This is a genomic window from Maribacter zhoushanensis (genome assembly GCF_029350975.1).
GTDB lineage: Bacteria > Bacteroidota > Bacteroidia > Flavobacteriales > Flavobacteriaceae > Maribacter > Maribacter zhoushanensis.
This window is the reverse complement of record NZ_JARKMR010000001.1, coordinates 976166-993969: the sequence shown is the minus strand read 5'-3', so window position 1 is coordinate 993969 and position 17804 is coordinate 976166. Positions and strand designations below refer to the sequence as shown.

Here is a 17804-nt window from a genome sequence, read left to right as displayed (position 1 = left end):
AATATTATGAAAAAAATAATTAAATATATAACCGTTGTTTTTACCGCAGGAGTGCTATTAAACTCTTGTGAAACAACAGACCTAGATCTTAGGACTAGCCCTAACGATCTTGCTGCTGACCAAGCAGACCCTAATTTATTGTTGAATTCAATTCAACTTGCATATGTAGCCAATATGTACACTATAAATGATATTGGTTCTGAATTAACTCGTATCGATTATATGAACGGTCGTAACTATTTTAATACTTACCCAGGTGATACTTTTGATGACATTTGGGAACGTCTTTATAGTAGTACAGATGGAAACGATGATGTATTTACTAACGATGTAGACCTAGGTATTTTCCCTAACGTAGACAACCTAAAAACCATTGATGCTTCAAGTGATACTGACTATAGTTTCCACATTGCAGTTGGTCAAACTTTAAAAGCACACATGCTTTTACTTGTTACAGATTATTTAGGAAAAGCTACTTTAAGTCAAGCAGGTAATCCTGTCGAATTTCCTGCTCCAATGTTAGATGATGGGGAAGATGTTTATACAGGTGCACTGGCGTTATTGACCGAGGCGGAAGCATTGTTCGCTGCTGACCCGGCTACACAAGGTGGTGAAGATTTTTTCTATGGTGGTGACACTGAAAACTGGATAAAATTAATTAACACTATCAGATTAAAAGCTGCTGTTACCACTGGTGACTCAAGTACTTTTAGTTCAATTATTGCAGGTGGTGACTACATTGCAGAAACAGCAGATGATTTTCAATGGCAGTATGGTACTAGAGAATTACAACCAGATACACGTCACCCTGATTATAATGATGACTACACTAGTAGTGGAGCTAACCTTTATCAGAACAACTGGTTAATGAATAACATGTTGAAAAGAGAAGATCCTAGAATTAGATATTATTTCTATCGACAAGAAGCTGAAACACCTGGAGCAGAAGGTGTAGCACCAAATGAAGAGTTACTTGCCTGTTCACTAGCTACTCCACCAGTACATTACGATGGTTTTGTTTATTGTTCAGTGGATGATGGATACTGGGGAAGATCTCATGGAAATAATGAAGGAGGCCCACCAGATGGTTTCCAAAAAACTGCAGCTGGCGTATATCCTGCAGCAGGACGTTTTGATGATAACAGCTTTGATGTTGTTGGTCTTGGCCTAGGTGGCGGAGGCGGAGGTATTGAGCCAATCATCCTTGCTTCATATGTTGATTTCTGGCAAGCAGAAATGGCTACTTCAGCAGCAGAGAAAGCGACATTTTTAGAGTCTGCTATGACAAAGTCAATTGCTAAAGTTCAAAGTTTTGGTTCTTTAGATTCTAATGCAGATTTATCTGTAGCTCCGACAGAAACTGAAGTTACTACCTATATAGATGATACAGTTGCCGATTATTTAGCTGCTACAGGAGATGACCAAACTAACATTTTATCTGAACAGTACTGGATCGCACTTTATGGTGGTGGTGTTGAAGCCTTTAACTATTACAGAAGAACAGGCTTCCCTACAACATTAGCTCCTAACTGGGAACTAAATCCAGGTTCATTTCCAAGATCATTTTTATATCCTCAGACAGAGGTTATTACAAACCCGAATGTTTCGCAGAAATCTGATTTATCAACTCAAGTATTTTGGGATACTAATCCAGCTGGACCAGCTTTCCCATCTGCTAACTAAAAATTAAGAAAATGAAAATAAACAATAAAATATTAGGCGCTATTATAGGTGTTTCCTCGCTACTAATAACATCATGTGATGACGACGGTGGCAAAGTTATTGATGAAGTCTTTGCAGAAACTACTAGAGGTGCTGTTTTAAGAACAATTGAATCTGACGGTATATTCGATAGATTCGACACCTCTACTACATTTGGCTTTACTTTTGAAGAGCAAGATTATGAAGATGGTGATCTATTAGAAAAAGTTGATTTATACATTAGCTTTGATGATAACACTGAAGCAAATGGTGATTCTACAGTAGATGAAATTTTAATTGAAACTTTTTTACCTGCAGATTTTACAGATGGTGAATTTGGTCTACCAAGAGCTAGTTACGAAACTACTCTTGCCAATGCTTTATCGTTATTAGGTTTAGTAGAAGGTGAATTTGACGGTGGTGACGCTGTTCAATTTCGTTTAATTTTAACCTTAACAGATGGTAGAACTTTTACAAATGATGATAGTACAGGTACTATTACAGGTTCTTTCTTTAATGCTCCTTTTTTCTATAATCCAATTATAAAATGTATTCCACCTGCACCAGTTCCAGGTGAATATACTATTACTTTGGAAGATAGCTATGGTGACGGATGGAATGGAGCATCTATTGATGTTGTTATTGATGGTGTTGAAAGTTCTTACACACTTGCAAGTGGTGCTGCAGGAACAGAAACATTTACAGTACCTGAAGGAACTACTGAATTTACATTAGCATTCTCTTCTGGTGACTGGGATAGTGAAATTACTTATGAAATAGAAGCTCCAACTGGAGAACTAGCTCTATCAGACGGACCAAGTCCAACTGTTGGTATTCAAACATTGAATATCTGTGGCGGGTAGTTTAAGTAAAATCTAATTTATTCAATAGCTGCCCCATTAATATAGGGCAGCTATTTTTTTTATAATCCATAATACCCCCATATGTCATATCCTTTTAAGATCCAAAGGAAAACTTTATTGATAACTACCGTTCTAAGTTCATGTTTATCAATGTTGATGTCCTGCTCTGAAAACAAAAAAGATACTGTCAACTTTTCTCATAAAAAATCTGAGGACATCAAAATATTCGAAAGTATTTCAAGTGAACAAAGTCATATTACATTTAGCAATAATCTCGTTGAAAATGTAGAAACCTATGATAATGTTTTTAATTTCGATTATTTCTATAATGGTGCAGGCGTAGGTGTTGAAGACATAAATAATGATGGTTTATTAGATATATTCTTTTCGGGAAACCAGGTAGAAAACAAGCTCTACATAAACAAAGGAAACCTTGTATTTGAGGACATTTCTGAATCATCAGGAATCAATATCAACAAAAAATGGTGTAACGGTGTAACCTTCGTAGATATCAATAATGATGGTTGGCAAGACATCTATGTTTCTCAAGGAGGACCCAACAATAGAAGTAATAGAAACAATCTACTATACATTAACAACCAAGATCAAACATTTACCGAAAAAGCAAAGGAATATGGATTAGACGACCCAGGTATTTCGACACAAACAGCATTCTTTGATTACGACAAAGATGGCGATCTTGACTGCATAGTAATGAATGAAAATGAATTATACGGTCTAGACCCTATTTCTCTACTTAAAGCGGTGAATACATCAACAGAAACAAAATATTTTAACAGCAGTCACTTTTACAAGAATGTAAACGGAAAATACATTGACATCACTAAAGAAGCAGGTTTAGAAAATCCAATATTTGGTTTAGGCTTGTGTGTCTCTGATATCAATAAAGATGGTTATTTAGACATCTATATTTCTAGTGATTATTACCTACCAGACGCCATATATATTAATAACCAAGATGGCGGTTTTAAAAATTCAGTAAAAGATTTAGTACAACAGGTATCATTTTATGGTATGGGTTTAGATATTGCCGATATCAATAATGATAAATTACAGGATATATTCGTTTTAGATATGGCATCTAATGACCATTTCAGAGCAAAAACACTTATGGCTTCCATGAGTACTGAAAGATTTAACTACCTAACAAATACAGCTGGTTTTCAATACCAATACATGTTCAATTCACTTCAATTGAACTTAGGTAATAACCACTACTCTAACGTATCTCAACTAACATCTATGGCTAGCTCAGATTGGAGTTGGTCTGTATTAATGTCAGATTATGACAACGACGGATTAAAAGATGTTTTCATAACTAATGGCTACCGAAAATATGCCTTGGATAATGATTTCCAAAACAAGGTTTATAATACTAAGGTAAAATATAAGGGTAACATTCCAAATACCATAAAACAGCAATTATATGACGAAATGCCATCAGAAAGTTTAAGCAACTTAATGTATAAAAACCATGGAAATCTCAATTTTGAAGAAACTAGTCTAAAATGGGGGTTAGAAGAACTTACCTTTAGTAACGGGGCTGCGCAAGCAGATTTAGACAATGATGGAGATTTAGATTTAATTATCAATAATATAGACCAGCAAGCGCTACTTTATAAAAACAATAGTAGAGAAAATGAAGTAGGAAACTTTTTAAAAGTTAAAATTGATGACCAAAATAAAGAGTCATTTGCAAAAGTAACCATTTCACATGACAGCAAAAATCAGTTTGAAGAAATCAAAAGAGTAAGAGGTTATATGTCTTCTCAAGAAAATTCAGCACATTTTGGTGTGGGCAACTCTACAACTATTGATACTGTAAAAGTCGAATGGCCAAGTGGAAAGGTAGCTTATCAATTTAATGTTAAACCAAATTCAATACTAACTTTTTCAGAGACTAACGCCAAACCTATTTCCAGTAAACCGTCTTTTGAAAAAAACTCCTTTTTTATCGCTAAAAACGAACAAGATTACCCATTAGATTTTAGCCATAAAGAAACAAGTTATGATGACTTTGAGCAAGAAATTCTATTGCCATACAAACAATCTAATACCGGACCATTTATGGCCAAGGGTGACATTAATGGTGATGAAAAAGAAGATCTTTATGTAGGTGGCGGATCTGGTCAATCAGGAACACTATACATACAAACCCAAAATGGCTTTACGAATAGAACACCTAAATCATTTCAATTAGACGAAGGTAAAGAAGACGCAGAATCTGTATTTTTTGATTTTGACAATGATAATGACCTCGATCTCTATGTAGTTAGTGGAGGTAATGAATACGGCGAAAGTTCTTCTTATTACGCTGATAGATTATATCTAAACGACGGTAAAGGTAATTTCGAAAAATTAGAAACACCAGTTTTACAAGCATTTCCAAAAAGTGGTAAATCTGTTACAATTATTGATTTTGACAAAGATGGAGATAATGATGTTTTAGTAGGCAATAGAATTATACCACACAATTACCCAATGCATAGTGCATCTATACTTTATGAAAATGATAATGGAGTATTAAAAAATGTTACCAAAATCATTGTTCCTGAGCTAGAAGATTTTGGATTAATCAACAGTATTATTACAACAGATTTCAATAATGACGGTTGGCAAGATTTCATTGCCGTAGGTGAATGGACACCAATTGGCATGTTTGAAAATAAAAATGGAAAATTTGAACGCGTTGCTACTGATAACGCATCTCTAAATACTAAGGGTTGGTGGTTCAAAATAAAAGAAACTGATATAAATAATGATGGAAATAAGGATTACATAGTGGGTAATGTTGGGCGAAATATAAAGTTCACGGCAAGCAAAGAAAAACCTTTTAAAATCTTTGCAAATGACTTTGACAATGATGGCATCAATGATGTGGTATTAAGTAAAAAATATCATGAAACATATGTTCCGGTAAGAGGAAGAGAATGCTCATCACAACAAATGCCATTTATAAAAGACAAATTTGCTACTTACAATGATTTTGCTCAAGCCACCATGGAAGATATCTATGGTGAAAAATTAAAAGATTCGTATTCAAATGAAGCTACAGAATTTAGTTCCATTCTACTGTTAAACAAAGGAAATGATAAATTTGAAAAAATAATACTACCTAATGAATCTCAATTGTTTCCAACTTTGGCCATATCAGTTTTTGATTTAAATAACGACGGATTTGAAGATTGTGTAATTTCGGGAAATATATACGAAACAGAAGTAGAAACACCAAGATTAGATGCCATCTCTGGTCTAGCCTTAATTTCTAACGGTAAGGATGGATATACACCATCTACTATGGAGAAAACAGGTTTATACCTAAGAGGAAATGTAAAAAGTATGGAATCGATAAAATTTAAAGACCAGACCCTGTTAGTTACTGGTTTTAATAATAATAAACTAAGAACTTTCGAATTAACAAAAAATTAAACATCCTGAATATAAGAGGTTTAAAAATTATTTCTAAATTAAACGTCTTAAACAACCACACCATGAAAAAAATCTTAATGTTAGCTATTACCGCAATAGCAAGTACAACTTTACAAGCTCAATATTCTGGTCAAGTACCAACCAATATGGGAGGAGCTAGTCAAAATGCAGCTGCAGGTGCCGCAATAGCCAACTTCTTAGGTCCTGTAAACGAGGCTTATCAAAAAAGGCGAGAAATAGATTTGGACAAATTTCAAGGTTCCCCATACACTTCCAATACTTTTGCCCCAACAATCTTAAAATATGATGACGAAGTAGTTGGCAATATTTATTATAGATACAACGCCTTAAACGAAGAAATTGAAATTAAAAAAACAGCTTCTGAAGAAGAGGCATATCAGGCATTAGTTAAGGATAAAGATATTAGCTTGCTTATAAATGCTAAACCTTTAAGTTTTAAAACTTTTATAACTGAGAAAAACGCTACCCTAAATGGGTATTTATCTCTTATTCAAGAAGGAAGTAAGTATGATTTATACGAAAGAACGCTTGTTAAGTTTACAGAAGGACAACCAGCACAAAATTCTTTTGTAGCAGCCGTACCAAGTAGATTCACCAAATTCACAGAATTCTATTTTCAAAAAAATGGTGTAAATAGAATTGACCAAGTACCGCAAAAGAATAAAAAATTAATTAAGTTACTAGATGAAACTAAAAGGGAAGAACTCAAAGTCTTCTTAAAAGAAAACAATCTAAATATCAAAAACGAGGCAGATTTAAAAAAAGTTTTCGACTATTTAAATAGCTAGAACATTTTAACCTTATTATTTAAAACCGCCCAACAATAGTTGGGCGGTTTTTATTTACCTTTGCCCCATGCAAAAAACCACTCAAATTTATGGCTTAAGAGCCATTATAGAAGCTGTCAATTCAAATGAAGAGATAGACAAGGTATTTCTACAAAAAGGTCTTAAGGGCGACCTTATGAAAGAATTGGAAGGTTTATTGCGCCGTAATGAAATCAACATGGTCTATGTGCCTATTGAAAAGTTGAACAGACTTACAAAAAACAACCACCAGGGTGCTGTTGCCAACATCTCCCCTATCGCATTTCATACACTTGAGGATTTAGTGGAGAAGGCTAGCGAAAAAGAAGGACCTGCTTTATTTTTATTATTGGATCAACTTTCTGACGTACGTAATTTTGGGGCAATTATTAGAACTGCGGAATGCACCGGAGTAGACGGGATTATTGTTCAAAAGAAAGGAGCCGCTCCTGTAACCGCAGATACGATTAAAACCTCCGCTGGTGCCGCTTACAGAGTTCCTATTGCCAAAGTTGATCATTTAAAAGATGCCGTTTTCTATTTACAGGCTTCAGATATTAAAATTGTATCCGCTACTGAAAAAACAGAAGATTCCGTTTACGATGTTCCTTTCACTGATTCTATAGCTATTGTAATGGGCGCAGAAGATCGTGGTATTACTCCTTCTATTCTAAAAGCATCTGATTATAGGGCTAAGCTTCCTTTACTTGGAGAGATTGAATCGTTAAACGTTTCCGTTGCTTGTGCGGTATTTTTATACGAAGCGGTTCGCCAACGCCTGTAACTACGGATTATTTATCTGTATCAGTTTTAGAGCTTTTCTTGAAGATGTAATTGTATTGAAAACCCTCTTCCTCTTCATATTCTTCTTCAATGGGTATTTTCCTGAAATTTCCGTTTTCATCAAAGTGCTGTAAAAACAAATCATCCTCTTCTTTAAAATCTTCCTTTTCCCAATCATATTTTTTGGTAGGGGGAATTCGAGCTTTCACCATTTTTGCAAGTAACAACCCGGTTATAAATCCGGCTAAATGTCCTTCCCAAGACATTCCCTCCTTAACAGGAAATATATACCAAAGCATACTTCCGTATATAAAAACGACAATTAAAGAAAGTGCTACCAGCCTAAAATGAGAACTAAATATTCCTTTGAAAAAAATAAAACTTGCCAAGACATAAATGAGTCCGCTTGCACCAATATGATAAGATGTTCTACCAATTAGCCAAGTTATTAACCCTGATAATAATATACCATACAAAACTACCTTCCAAGCAACATCCTTATAGAAGTACCAAAGCGCCGTAAGTAAAATGGCTAAAGGAATAGTGTTGTTATATAAGTGCTCTAAAGAGCCATGAATGAAAGGACTAAAAATAACACCGCGTAATCCCAAAAGTGTTCTTGGCATTACTCCCATTTCATTAAAGTTTACACCTAAAAGCAGTTCTACCCAATACACGCACCATATGGCAATCATGGCAAATAGCGGAATAGCCAGCACTTTATTAGAAAACTTAAAATGTCCCATTTCTGACATGAGCTTGTTTTTATATCTAGCTTACAATTATACTACCAACGTTTACAAATTGGTCATATTGTCACTACAAAACTTACTTAACAATCAATTGGCAACATACTTTTCTCTTCTCTTTTAAGATTATCATACTTTTGTAACATGAACGAACCTTTAGCAGAACGCGTACGCCCTAAAACTTTAGACGAGTATATTAGTCAGCACCATTTAGTGGGTGAAAAGGGCTCGCTAACAAACCAGATTAAAAAAGGTATTATTCCTTCGCTTATACTTTGGGGACCTCCAGGAACGGGTAAAACAACTTTGGCAAATATTATAGCAGAGCAAAGTAAAAGACCCTTTTATGTTCTTAGCGCAATTAACAGTGGTGTTAAAGATATTCGTGAAGTTATAGATAAAGCAAAACAAGCAGGAGGGTTGTTCACGGCTAAAAACCCTATACTATTTATAGATGAGATACACCGTTTTAGCAAATCTCAACAAGACTCTCTTTTGGCTGCAGTTGAAAAAGGATGGGTAACATTAATTGGGGCAACAACAGAAAACCCAAGTTTTGAGGTAATACCTGCACTACTCTCTCGCTGTCAGGTCTATATATTAAATGCCTTTGGAAAAGCAGATCTAGAGAACTTGATCAAAAGGGCAATGGAAAAAGACTCATTGCTAAAATCAAAAAACATAGAACTTAAAGAAACGGAAGCTTTATTACGTATTTCTGGAGGTGATGGCAGAAAGTTATTGAACGTTTTTGAATTGGTCGTTAATTCTGAAGAAAGTGATACTATTGTTATAACAGACGAGTTAGTGCTTTCTAAAGTTCAAAAAAATACAGTTCTCTATGATAAAACAGGCGAACAGCATTACGATATTGTATCTGCCTTTATAAAATCTATACGCGGTAGTGACCCTAACGGTGCAGTGTATTGGCTAGCGAGAATGATTGAAGGTGGTGAAGACGTAAAATTCATTGCACGAAGAATGCTTATTTCTGCCTCTGAAGATATTGGCTTGGCAAACCCAACCGCTTTGGTAATGGCAAATACAACTTTTCAAGCAGTAACCTCTATTGGTTATCCAGAAGCCCGTATAGTGTTAAGTCAATGTGCAATTTACTTAGCAACCTCAGCAAAAAGCAACGCAAGTTATATGGCGATAGGGAAAGCACAACAGGCAGTAAAACAAACAGGGAATTTAACGGTACCACTTCCATTAAGAAATGCACCTACGAAATTGATGAAAGATCTGGGTTACGGACAAGAATATAAATATGCCCATGATTACCAAAACAACTTTGTGGATGCCGAGTTTCTACCTGATGAAATCACCGGAACTACGTTCTACAAACCAGGAAATAATGCCAGGGAAAAAGCCCTTAGCGATTTTATAAAAAATAGATGGAAAACGAAATATGATTTTTAGAATTTGATATGTAGTTCCTCTTGAACTAATTTATCATTCTCATAATATTCAAATATCCAATTACCTTCCTTTTGATAGACCATACCATTTTTGGTATCTGTCTTTGCCATAAAAACATTATCGGTAGAACTTTTCATTAAGTTCATTCTAACTTTTGGATAACTATCTACCAATTGGTAACCTGTATCAGTAGCCTGTGCATACCAAATATCTTGTTTCATTGTCTTGTTAACTTCTACATTTTTTAAAACAGATGTTTCAGGTGCCTTTTTCTTAATATTAGATGCTACAGGAGTGCGATCATTGTAGTATTGTGTTTGCTCGGTTTCTTTGGATACTACCGCTGTATTTTTGGTTGTTTTCTCTTCCTTCATTTCCTTTTCTGCCTTTAAAACAGCAGCGGCTTTAGATTCGTCTAACTTTTTAACGTCATTTTTAAAATTAACGGTCACAGGCTCATCTTTTTCGCTCTTAGCACTGTAAGTGTAGTTCATTCCATTAAATGAGCGCATAGATTCTCTAATGGCTTCGTTATAGGATTCCTTGTACTTCTTCTCTTTACTAATACCCTGCATGGTACTAAATACAATCTTATCATTACAATCAATTAGATTAATAATGGTCTTGGTAGAAAACAAACTACTATCATCTTGTAAATCTGCAACAACCCCTAAGCATCTATTGAATTTTAAATCTTCCGGTAATTGATCATCATATACCGTAGTAAACCCTTTGCCCGTAAATAAAAATTTTATTAACGTACTTGTTTGATGTTCATTCATATTCTTAAAAGCATCGAACTTTTTAGGAACAATGATGTACTTGTAATCATCTAGGTTCGTTTGGGCATATGAGGAAAGTCCTATAAATGTGAATAGTATTGCAATAACTGTTTTCAAAACGACATAATTTTAAATTCATGGTAATATATGAAAAAAGCATGCCAAAAAAATAAAAAGCAGCGAAGAAGATATGCTACTATTTACGACCCCAAGATATAATATTCAACCCAAGTTGAAACGATGCGTAGTTAGTGGCCGCAATATTATTATAAGATAACAGGTTATCTGCCATTGCATAAATATTGACTGGACCTGCTTGTAGATTCATTCCCAATCCAATATTGGTCTTACTAAATTTATCTATAGTATATGTTCCTTTTAGAGCCAAAGCATTACCTATTCTGCGCGTATAAAAACCTGTCAATGCCATTTGCGGACCTCTAGGTCTATTAATCATATATAATTGACCACCAAATGAATTTCTGTATTTAGTACGCAACTCGCCACCACTAGAAGATCCGGCGGTACAATCACAACTTTGTGAGCCACCATTACCTACAGGCTCTCCAAAATCATTTCTAATAGAAGCGTATAACTTTGTAGGTCTGAACGAAACATAGCTTTTCGTATCTGTATCAAAAGGCACTACCTCTTCAATCTCATCTACTAATTCTTGCCAAAAGTCCCTATCCAAACTTGCAAAATTTTCCAGTACATCTATTTCTATTCCTTCAACAGATGTATTTCCTTTTAGGCTATAACTTTTAGAGTCTCCAGAATGATATATAAACCCTACATCCAATAAACTACCTGTAACCGTTGTACGTTCAGACAAGTGATAGGTAAACCCCATATCAACACCTAAACCTAAATCACCACCAAAAAGCGCTCTACTTATAATTTCATTTGCCAAAGCATCATCATTATTGGCGTCTCTTAAACTTCGCAATCCAGATGTACGTAGAAGCAAATCTGCATTTAAATTTGTAGCGATCAAATTATTCTGCCCTTCCACATTACTTAAATGTCCATTATTTGTTGAAGAACTATAATCTGCGATTGCGGAATACAGCTTTCCTCTTGCACCTATGGTTAAGTTGCGATCTATTTTTTTATTGACACCAAAATGAAAAACATTGACCAAAGAACCACGAACCTTTAAATCTCCCAAATCATATCTTCTACCTAATTGATCCGCATTACCTTCATATAAAAGATAGGCATAATCCTGAGGCCAGTAGCCAATATTGTCAAACTCAATATATCCGCCAAAGGAATAAAATACATTAGGATTTTCACTTCTAAATCCGCCACTAAAATATTCCATTTGTATTGTAGTACTTAATTCATCTTTTGGAGTAAGCACTTCTAAAGCTCGTTCCCTAAACTTCAAATTAATATCTATGCCATCATTGGCAAAAATATCGTTCACAGAAATAGCATTAGACCCTGCATAGCCAGAAATACCGGATAACAATGGCACACCTGCATACCATTTAAAATCTGTTTCAACACCAGGGTTTATAGAAAGGGATTGTGGTATTTCATTAAAATCATAAAGAATTTGCTTATTCTGAGCTGTAAGACCCAAAGTAAGGAATGTACCAACTACAAAAAGGCAGTGGCTTAATCTCATCGTAATTCTAAAGTAAATTGTGCACTAGAACGAAGCACTATTGCGGGATCTGGTAAAGTGGACTCGCTAGTATTATCACCTAAATTAATAGCGGTCAATCTTATTTCTGAGGTAGCTTTTATAATATCAAGACTTTTACCGGTTGCGCCGTATGCTACATCTCTTTGCAGAATAGCCGTTGGTGCGGCATCCATACTAAAGACCTCAGTATCTAACACATTTTCAGTCTCGTCTATAAATTCTAATCTAATTTCTATGGGCTTGCTAGTAGTATTCTCTAATTCATAAGTTAACACGCCGGCTAAAACTCTTTCAGCAAAAAAGGGTTGTTCAAAAGCATCAAAGTTAAAATCTTGAACAAAAAAATCTAATCCCTCTACTCTATTGATTAAGGTTTCTTGAGCCTTTACGTAGAAAATACTGGTTTCATAATCTGGGGTAATAGTTAAATCATCTAACTGATCAAAATCTTGCTCTTCTGAACAAGAAGTTACCAATAGCAGACCTACCATAACGATTATTAAAAAACGTACCCCTTTCATCACCTCTTATAAGTTTAATAGTTATAGACAAGTGTCTATAATAATAGTAACTCTATAAAAGGGATTTTATTTCTTGCAAATCGTAAATAATAGGAGCTATATCATGAAGATCTTCTTTATGAGCGTTAAAGTGTAGGGTATGAAACCCCAAAGATTTAGCCCCCATAATATCTGCTTCTAAGCTATCACCGATCATTAATGAATTCTCTGGCGAAACACCAGCCTTATCCAAAGCCAAATTAAAAATGACTGGGTTAGGCTTTTTAGCGCCAGCCATTTCAGAATCTACAACCTGTTCAAAATAGTTGAATATACCAGAATTTCTAAGCTTCTTTTCTTGAACTTCTTGAAAGCCATTAGTAATAATATGCAACTTATATTTTGGCTTTAAATATTCTAACACCTCAATTGCGTTAGGAAAAAGGGTGTTGAAAGAGGATAAATGATTTATATATTCTTCTGACAACATATGAATTAAATTATCTGTGGCAGGATAACCCATAGTATCAAAAACCGATTTTAGGCGTTGGTACCGTAATTCGGACTTTGTTATTTTATCTTCTCTAAACAATCTCCAGAATTTCAAGTTTGCAGGTACGTACACCTCCAGAAACTCTTCTAATTCCACTTCAACTTCTTGCTCATTGAATATTTTCTTAAATGTAAGTGCCGAGTTCTGATCAAAGTCCCAAAGGGTGTGATCCAAATCGAAAAAAATATCAGTTACTTTACCTTCAAACATACTGTTGTTTTATTATCTCCGAATAAACGGTCATCCATTCTCTTTCTTCCTTGTTCCCCAAAACTTCATTAGAGAACATGGCTATCAGCGTACCATTAACTTCCTTTACTTCATTAGTTATTAATTGTACTTGACGAAATAGGTCTTGATCTTTTTTTATTTTTGAAAGTGATATATCATGAATAGCGAACGGATGCACTTTTATTGGCTGCTTAACTTCTAACGGTATGTCATAAAACTGAAACGGTGTACAGGTACCCGCTCTAAAACCAAGCTCAAAAGTATAGCCCATAGTGAAATCATTCGTAAATTCTGCCGCAATCAAATTTCTATAGGTTTGCGGTACGTCTACCCTATTATACCGCATTTTACAATTATTTACAGGTCTATTAATAACCTCTTCTAAATTTGCCTTTTCCTTTTTTAAAAAATCAAGATCTGAAAATGAACTATAGCTAGCTGCCAATGAAACCGGCATATAATCTGCTACATGTTTTATTAGCGACTTAAATTTCATGCTATTAGTAGATACGTTTTTATCGTACTTTGAATAGTCCGCATATTGAAAAAAGAAATTGCCTTTTATAGCATACTTTTTGTGCAGAGCAATTAGTTCGTTATAATTATCATAAGGGTCTTTTTGCCTATTCAGTCCTACAGCTATGCGTTCAACCACTCGTTTTAACTTAAAAGTCCCCAAGTCCATCAACATACCAATGATACCGCGCATGAGACCACGGTTGGCATAACAATGAGAAGTGGCAACATCTATAACAGAAATAAAGTCGTAAGTTTTGTTTTTATACTCCAAATCTGCAAAACGTTCTTTAAGTGCGTCCAATAACTTGAACGCCCAAATATCTACAACAGGTTTTTTAAGGAATCCGTTTTGAAAAGCGATACTGTCTTTAGGAGAAAACCTACCATGTATATCTTTTACATGTGGTAAATACTCCTCATACCTAGAAAGCATAAAAAAACTAGCGGCGAAAATATCAAAAGGTAACGTACTTCTTTCTCCCGCTTGAAAAAAGCAGGGCGCACCTTCATAATCCCCAATATTTAATTGAATATCATTGATTCCCTGTTCAAATAACAACTCATTGCTACGAATAAAAAATTCGTTCTGTAGCGGTTGCTTTGTGTAGGTGATTTTTGGTCCTGTATGTTTTATAAACTCTTCTACCTTGGTCGTAAAATCTAACTCAATACCCAATATATTCACAAAGATATGCCTCATGATATAGGTAAGACGTGGTGTGATTTTATGTGTATAAATCAATAACATTTATAGAATTTTTTCATCTGCAAAGCTATAGTAACTTTTTTGGGTAATGATCAAATGATCCAACACTTTAATATCTAAAGTTTCACTAGCTATTTTTAACTTTTGGGTAATCTGTTTATCAGCAGCGCTGGGTCTTAACGTACCTGAAGGGTGGTTATGAGCAAGAATAATTGCCACAGAACCTAGCTCTAAAGCCTGTTTCATAACAATACGTACATCTACCAAAGTACCTGTAATACCGCCCTTACTTAACTGCGCCTTATGTAATACTTTATTGGAATTATTAAGAAAGAGGATCCAGAATTCTTCATGTTCCAAATCTCCCAACAGAGGTTGTAAAATTTCAAATACGTCTTTACTACTTCCTATCTTCTCTATTTTGGCTGCATCTTCACCTCTACGTCTTCTACCTACTTCTAGTGCTGCCGCAATACTTACTGCCTTAGCTTCACCAATTCCTTTAAAGGTCATTAATTGCTTGATGGAAAGCCGACCCAACTCGTTCAGGTTATTATCTACCGATGCCAAAATACGCTTAGACAGTTCCACTGCACTTTCAGATCTACTACCCGAACCTATTAAAATAGCAATAAGCTCAGCATCAGATAATACGGAACGACCCTTTTGAACCAACTTTTCTCTTGGTTTATCATCATCTGACCAATTTTTAATAGATAAGGTTGTGGGTTTATCGTGCATTGGCTAAAGATACAGAACTAATTATTTTATGGTAAATTTATACATCATTTAAAAACCGACCATGAAATCATTACTAACAGAAGAAGGATACCGAGATATAACATCAAGAATTGAAAAGCTTTCTGAGAATTCTGAAAAAGGTTGGGGCAAAATGACCGTTGGTCAAATGGCATGGCATTGCCAATACCCGTTAGACTTAGCTGTAAAGAACAAACCGAATACTGCCAAGGGAAACTGGTTTATTAAAACCTTTTTCAAAAAATCTCTTTACAATGAAAAGCCTTGGCGTAAAAACTTACCCACTTCTTCATTAATGAAAACTTTGGACGACAAAGATTTCAATAGTGAAATAGAAAAATTAAAATCGTTGGTCGATGATTTCTATGCGGTACGCACCCGAGATAAATGGTATCCTCACCCTGCTTTTGGAGTCTTTACACACGAACAATGGGGCCAGCTAGAATACAAACATTTAGACCATCACTTAAAACAGTTTGGAGTTTAGGTTTTAGTTGTTGGATACAAATTCAAGTTCAAGTTCAAAAATCAAGTTCAAGTTCAAGCTCAAGAAACAAGCTCAAAAAGATTTAGTACTTTTTACTTAATACATTGTACTCATTACTTAGTACCCTTTACTCTATTTTCTATCCTCTATTTTGTAATTAGAATATTATGAAGCAATTTGGAGTATAACTTAGTTGTTGGTTGTTGGTTGTTGGTTGTTGGTTGATGGTTGATGGTTGATGGTTGATGGTTGATGAAAAAAACAAGTTCAACTTCGAGTTCAAAATTAAAGTACCAATTCAAGTGCAAAAAGACTTAATACTTTGTACTCATTACTTAGTACTACCCCTTTAATTCATCAACTTTTGAAATTTCTTCAAATCGAAACCTCCATAGTTACCAGAACTCATAAGTAACAATGTAGTTTCATTATATGCTTGACTTTCTAAGTACTCATGAAAAGAAGCTGCATCTGTAAATATGTTTAAATCGTTTCTTTGAAAAGCTTCTGAAATTTGTTCGGGTGTTACCGCTTCTAATTTCTTAATGGCTACAGATTCCGGTAAGAAGAAAATAACCGCTTCATCGGCAGCATCCAAAGCACCTTTATATTCCTTTAAAAACTCCGGATTAAAACTACTGTACGTATGCAACTCTAAACAAGCTATCAGTTTTCTATTTGGGTATTGCTCTTTTACCGCTTTTGTAGTTGCCGCAACTTTACTCGGGGAGTGTGCAAAATCTTTGTAGGCAATACTAGAATTACCTTCCGCTATTTTTTCCAATCGTTTAGAAGCGCCTTTGAATGTGGCGATAGCTTCGTAGAAATCATCTTCATCAACACCCATATTTTGGCAAATCCACTTTGCGCCTGCCAGATTACTTAGGTTATGTTTTCCAAAAACTTCAATAGGCATAGGTCCTTCGTTAGTCTCTAACAAAGTTTCACCATTTTCAACGGTATATTCAGGGGTCGAATATGGTAACTTTCTAATAGCGTTTTCAGAAGCCTCAACGACTTCTTTTACTGCAGCATCTTCAATATTATAGGTAATAGAACCACCATTAACTATACTGTCTACAAATATTTTAAACTGTTCAACATAATTCTCAAAAGTTGGGAATACATTGATATGATCCCAAGCAATGCCACTTAGTAAGGCAATATTTGGTTGGTACAAATGAAATTTAGGTCTGCGGTCTATTGGTGAGGACAAATACTCATCGCCCTCTAAAACTATAAAATCATTATCCTCGGTTAGGTGTACCATTCTATCAAAACCATCTAACTGTGCACCTACCATATAATCTACTTCAATATCATGAAAATTAAGCACATGAAGTATCATAGAAGTAATGGTTGTTTTACCATGGCTACCGCCAATAACTACTCTGGTTTTATTTTTAGATTGCTCGTATAAAAATTCAGGGTAAGAATAAATTGTAATTCCAAGTTCTTGAGCTTTTAGCAATTCGGGGTTATCCGCTTTGGCATGCATACCTAATACAATAGCATCAAGGTCACTTGTAACTTTTTCAGGAAACCATCCAAATTCGTCTGGCAACAATCCTTTTGCCGCTAATCTAGATTTAGAAGGTTCAAAAATGACGTCGTCACTACCAGTAATAACATATCCTTTATGTTCTAACGCCAATGCTAAATTGTGCATGGCACTTCCTCCTATCGCAATAAAATGTATTTGCATTCCTAAATTTTAGGAGCCAAAGATACGTATTGTGCAATTAAAATTATTGAATTCTCACAAAGTTGAGACAGCATCAGCATGTAAGAAAATCTATATATTATCGATGAATT

General features: G+C 34.9%; 15 protein-coding genes. 7 read left to right on the top strand and 8 right to left on the bottom strand.

All coding sequences use genetic code 11. The features are described 5' to 3' along the window. Positions 1–6 precede the first annotated feature (6 nt). The 5 genes from PXD56_RS04075 (at position 7) to rlmB (ending at position 7625) form a co-directional block, all read left to right on the top strand. The gene (locus PXD56_RS04075; protein ID WP_276492068.1) at positions 7–1683 is read left to right on the top strand and encodes a SusD/RagB family nutrient-binding outer membrane lipoprotein; all 1677 of its coding nucleotides are present in this window, start codon (positions 7–9) and stop codon (positions 1681–1683) included. Positions 1684–1694: 11 nt separating this feature from the next. Next, positions 1695–2564, top strand: a complete 870-nt coding sequence (locus PXD56_RS04070) for a hypothetical protein (RefSeq protein WP_276492067.1) — start codon at positions 1695–1697, stop codon at positions 2562–2564. Between the two features lie 156 nt (positions 2565–2720). Then, on the top strand, positions 2721–6014 hold the full coding sequence (locus PXD56_RS04065; RefSeq protein ID WP_276492066.1) for a VCBS repeat-containing protein: 3294 nt from the start codon (positions 2721–2723) through the stop codon (positions 6012–6014). A gap of 62 nt (positions 6015–6076) precedes the next feature. Continuing rightward, positions 6077–6823 carry a hypothetical protein gene (locus PXD56_RS04060; protein ID WP_276492065.1) on the top strand — a complete coding sequence of 249 codons (747 nt, stop codon included), beginning with the start codon at positions 6077–6079 and terminating at the stop codon, positions 6821–6823. A 67-nt stretch (positions 6824–6890) separates the two neighbouring features. After that, complete coding sequence (gene rlmB / locus PXD56_RS04055) at positions 6891–7625, top strand: 23S rRNA (guanosine(2251)-2'-O)-methyltransferase RlmB (RefSeq protein WP_276492064.1); 735 nt, start codon at positions 6891–6893, stop codon at positions 7623–7625. A gap of 7 nt (positions 7626–7632) precedes the next feature. On the opposite strand, the gene PXD56_RS04050 is transcribed toward rlmB, so the two are convergent. Further along, positions 7633–8379, bottom strand: a complete 747-nt coding sequence (locus PXD56_RS04050) for a rhomboid family intramembrane serine protease (RefSeq protein ID WP_276492063.1) — start codon at positions 8377–8379, stop codon at positions 7633–7635. A gap of 138 nt (positions 8380–8517) precedes the next feature. Here PXD56_RS04050 and PXD56_RS04045 point away from each other — a divergent pair, with 138 nt between their 5' ends. Beyond that, positions 8518–9795, top strand: a complete 1278-nt coding sequence (locus PXD56_RS04045) for a replication-associated recombination protein A (protein WP_276492062.1) — start codon at positions 8518–8520, stop codon at positions 9793–9795. Here PXD56_RS04045 and PXD56_RS04040 read toward each other — a convergent pair. The 6 genes from PXD56_RS04040 to radC all read right to left on the bottom strand — a co-directional run bounded on the left by PXD56_RS04040 (position 9792) and on the right by radC (position 15484). Beyond that, entirely contained in the window at positions 9792–10694 is a 903-nt protein-coding gene (locus PXD56_RS04040) for a hypothetical protein (RefSeq protein ID WP_276492061.1), read from the bottom strand. The two genes, PXD56_RS04045 and PXD56_RS04040, sit on opposite strands and share 4 nt — an antisense overlap. Before the next feature lie 79 nt (positions 10695–10773). Next, positions 10774–12213, bottom strand: coding sequence for a DUF5723 family protein (locus PXD56_RS04035; protein ID WP_276492060.1), 1440 nt, complete (start codon positions 12211–12213; stop codon positions 10774–10776). Then, positions 12210–12755, bottom strand: a complete 546-nt coding sequence (locus PXD56_RS04030) for a hypothetical protein (RefSeq protein ID WP_276492059.1) — start codon at positions 12753–12755, stop codon at positions 12210–12212. Before PXD56_RS04030 ends, PXD56_RS04035 begins: the two co-directional genes overlap by 4 nt. A 52-nt stretch (positions 12756–12807) precedes the next feature. Continuing rightward, positions 12808–13497, bottom strand: a complete 690-nt coding sequence (locus PXD56_RS04025) for a YjjG family noncanonical pyrimidine nucleotidase (RefSeq protein ID WP_276492058.1) — start codon at positions 13495–13497, stop codon at positions 12808–12810. Continuing rightward, on the bottom strand, positions 13490–14785 hold the full coding sequence (locus PXD56_RS04020) for a polysaccharide deacetylase family protein (protein ID WP_476703479.1): 1296 nt from the start codon (positions 14783–14785) through the stop codon (positions 13490–13492). Before PXD56_RS04020 ends, PXD56_RS04025 begins: the two co-directional genes overlap by 8 nt. Then, positions 14786–15484 (bottom strand): RadC family protein, encoded by a 699-nt coding sequence (gene radC / locus PXD56_RS04015; protein ID WP_276492056.1) that lies wholly within the window; start codon positions 15482–15484, stop codon positions 14786–14788. It lies immediately after the preceding gene. A gap of 61 nt (positions 15485–15545) precedes the next feature. On the opposite strand from radC, the gene PXD56_RS04010 reads away from it, so the two are divergent. Beyond that, positions 15546–15989, top strand: coding sequence for a DUF1569 domain-containing protein (locus PXD56_RS04010; protein ID WP_276492055.1), 444 nt, complete (start codon positions 15546–15548; stop codon positions 15987–15989). Positions 15990–16338: 349 nt separating this feature from the next. Here the strand turns inward: PXD56_RS04010 and PXD56_RS04005 are convergent, their stop codons facing one another. Then, the gene (locus PXD56_RS04005; protein ID WP_276492054.1) at positions 16339–17694 is read right to left on the bottom strand and encodes a UDP-N-acetylmuramate--L-alanine ligase; all 1356 of its coding nucleotides are present in this window, start codon (positions 17692–17694) and stop codon (positions 16339–16341) included. Positions 17695–17804 lie beyond the last annotated feature (110 nt).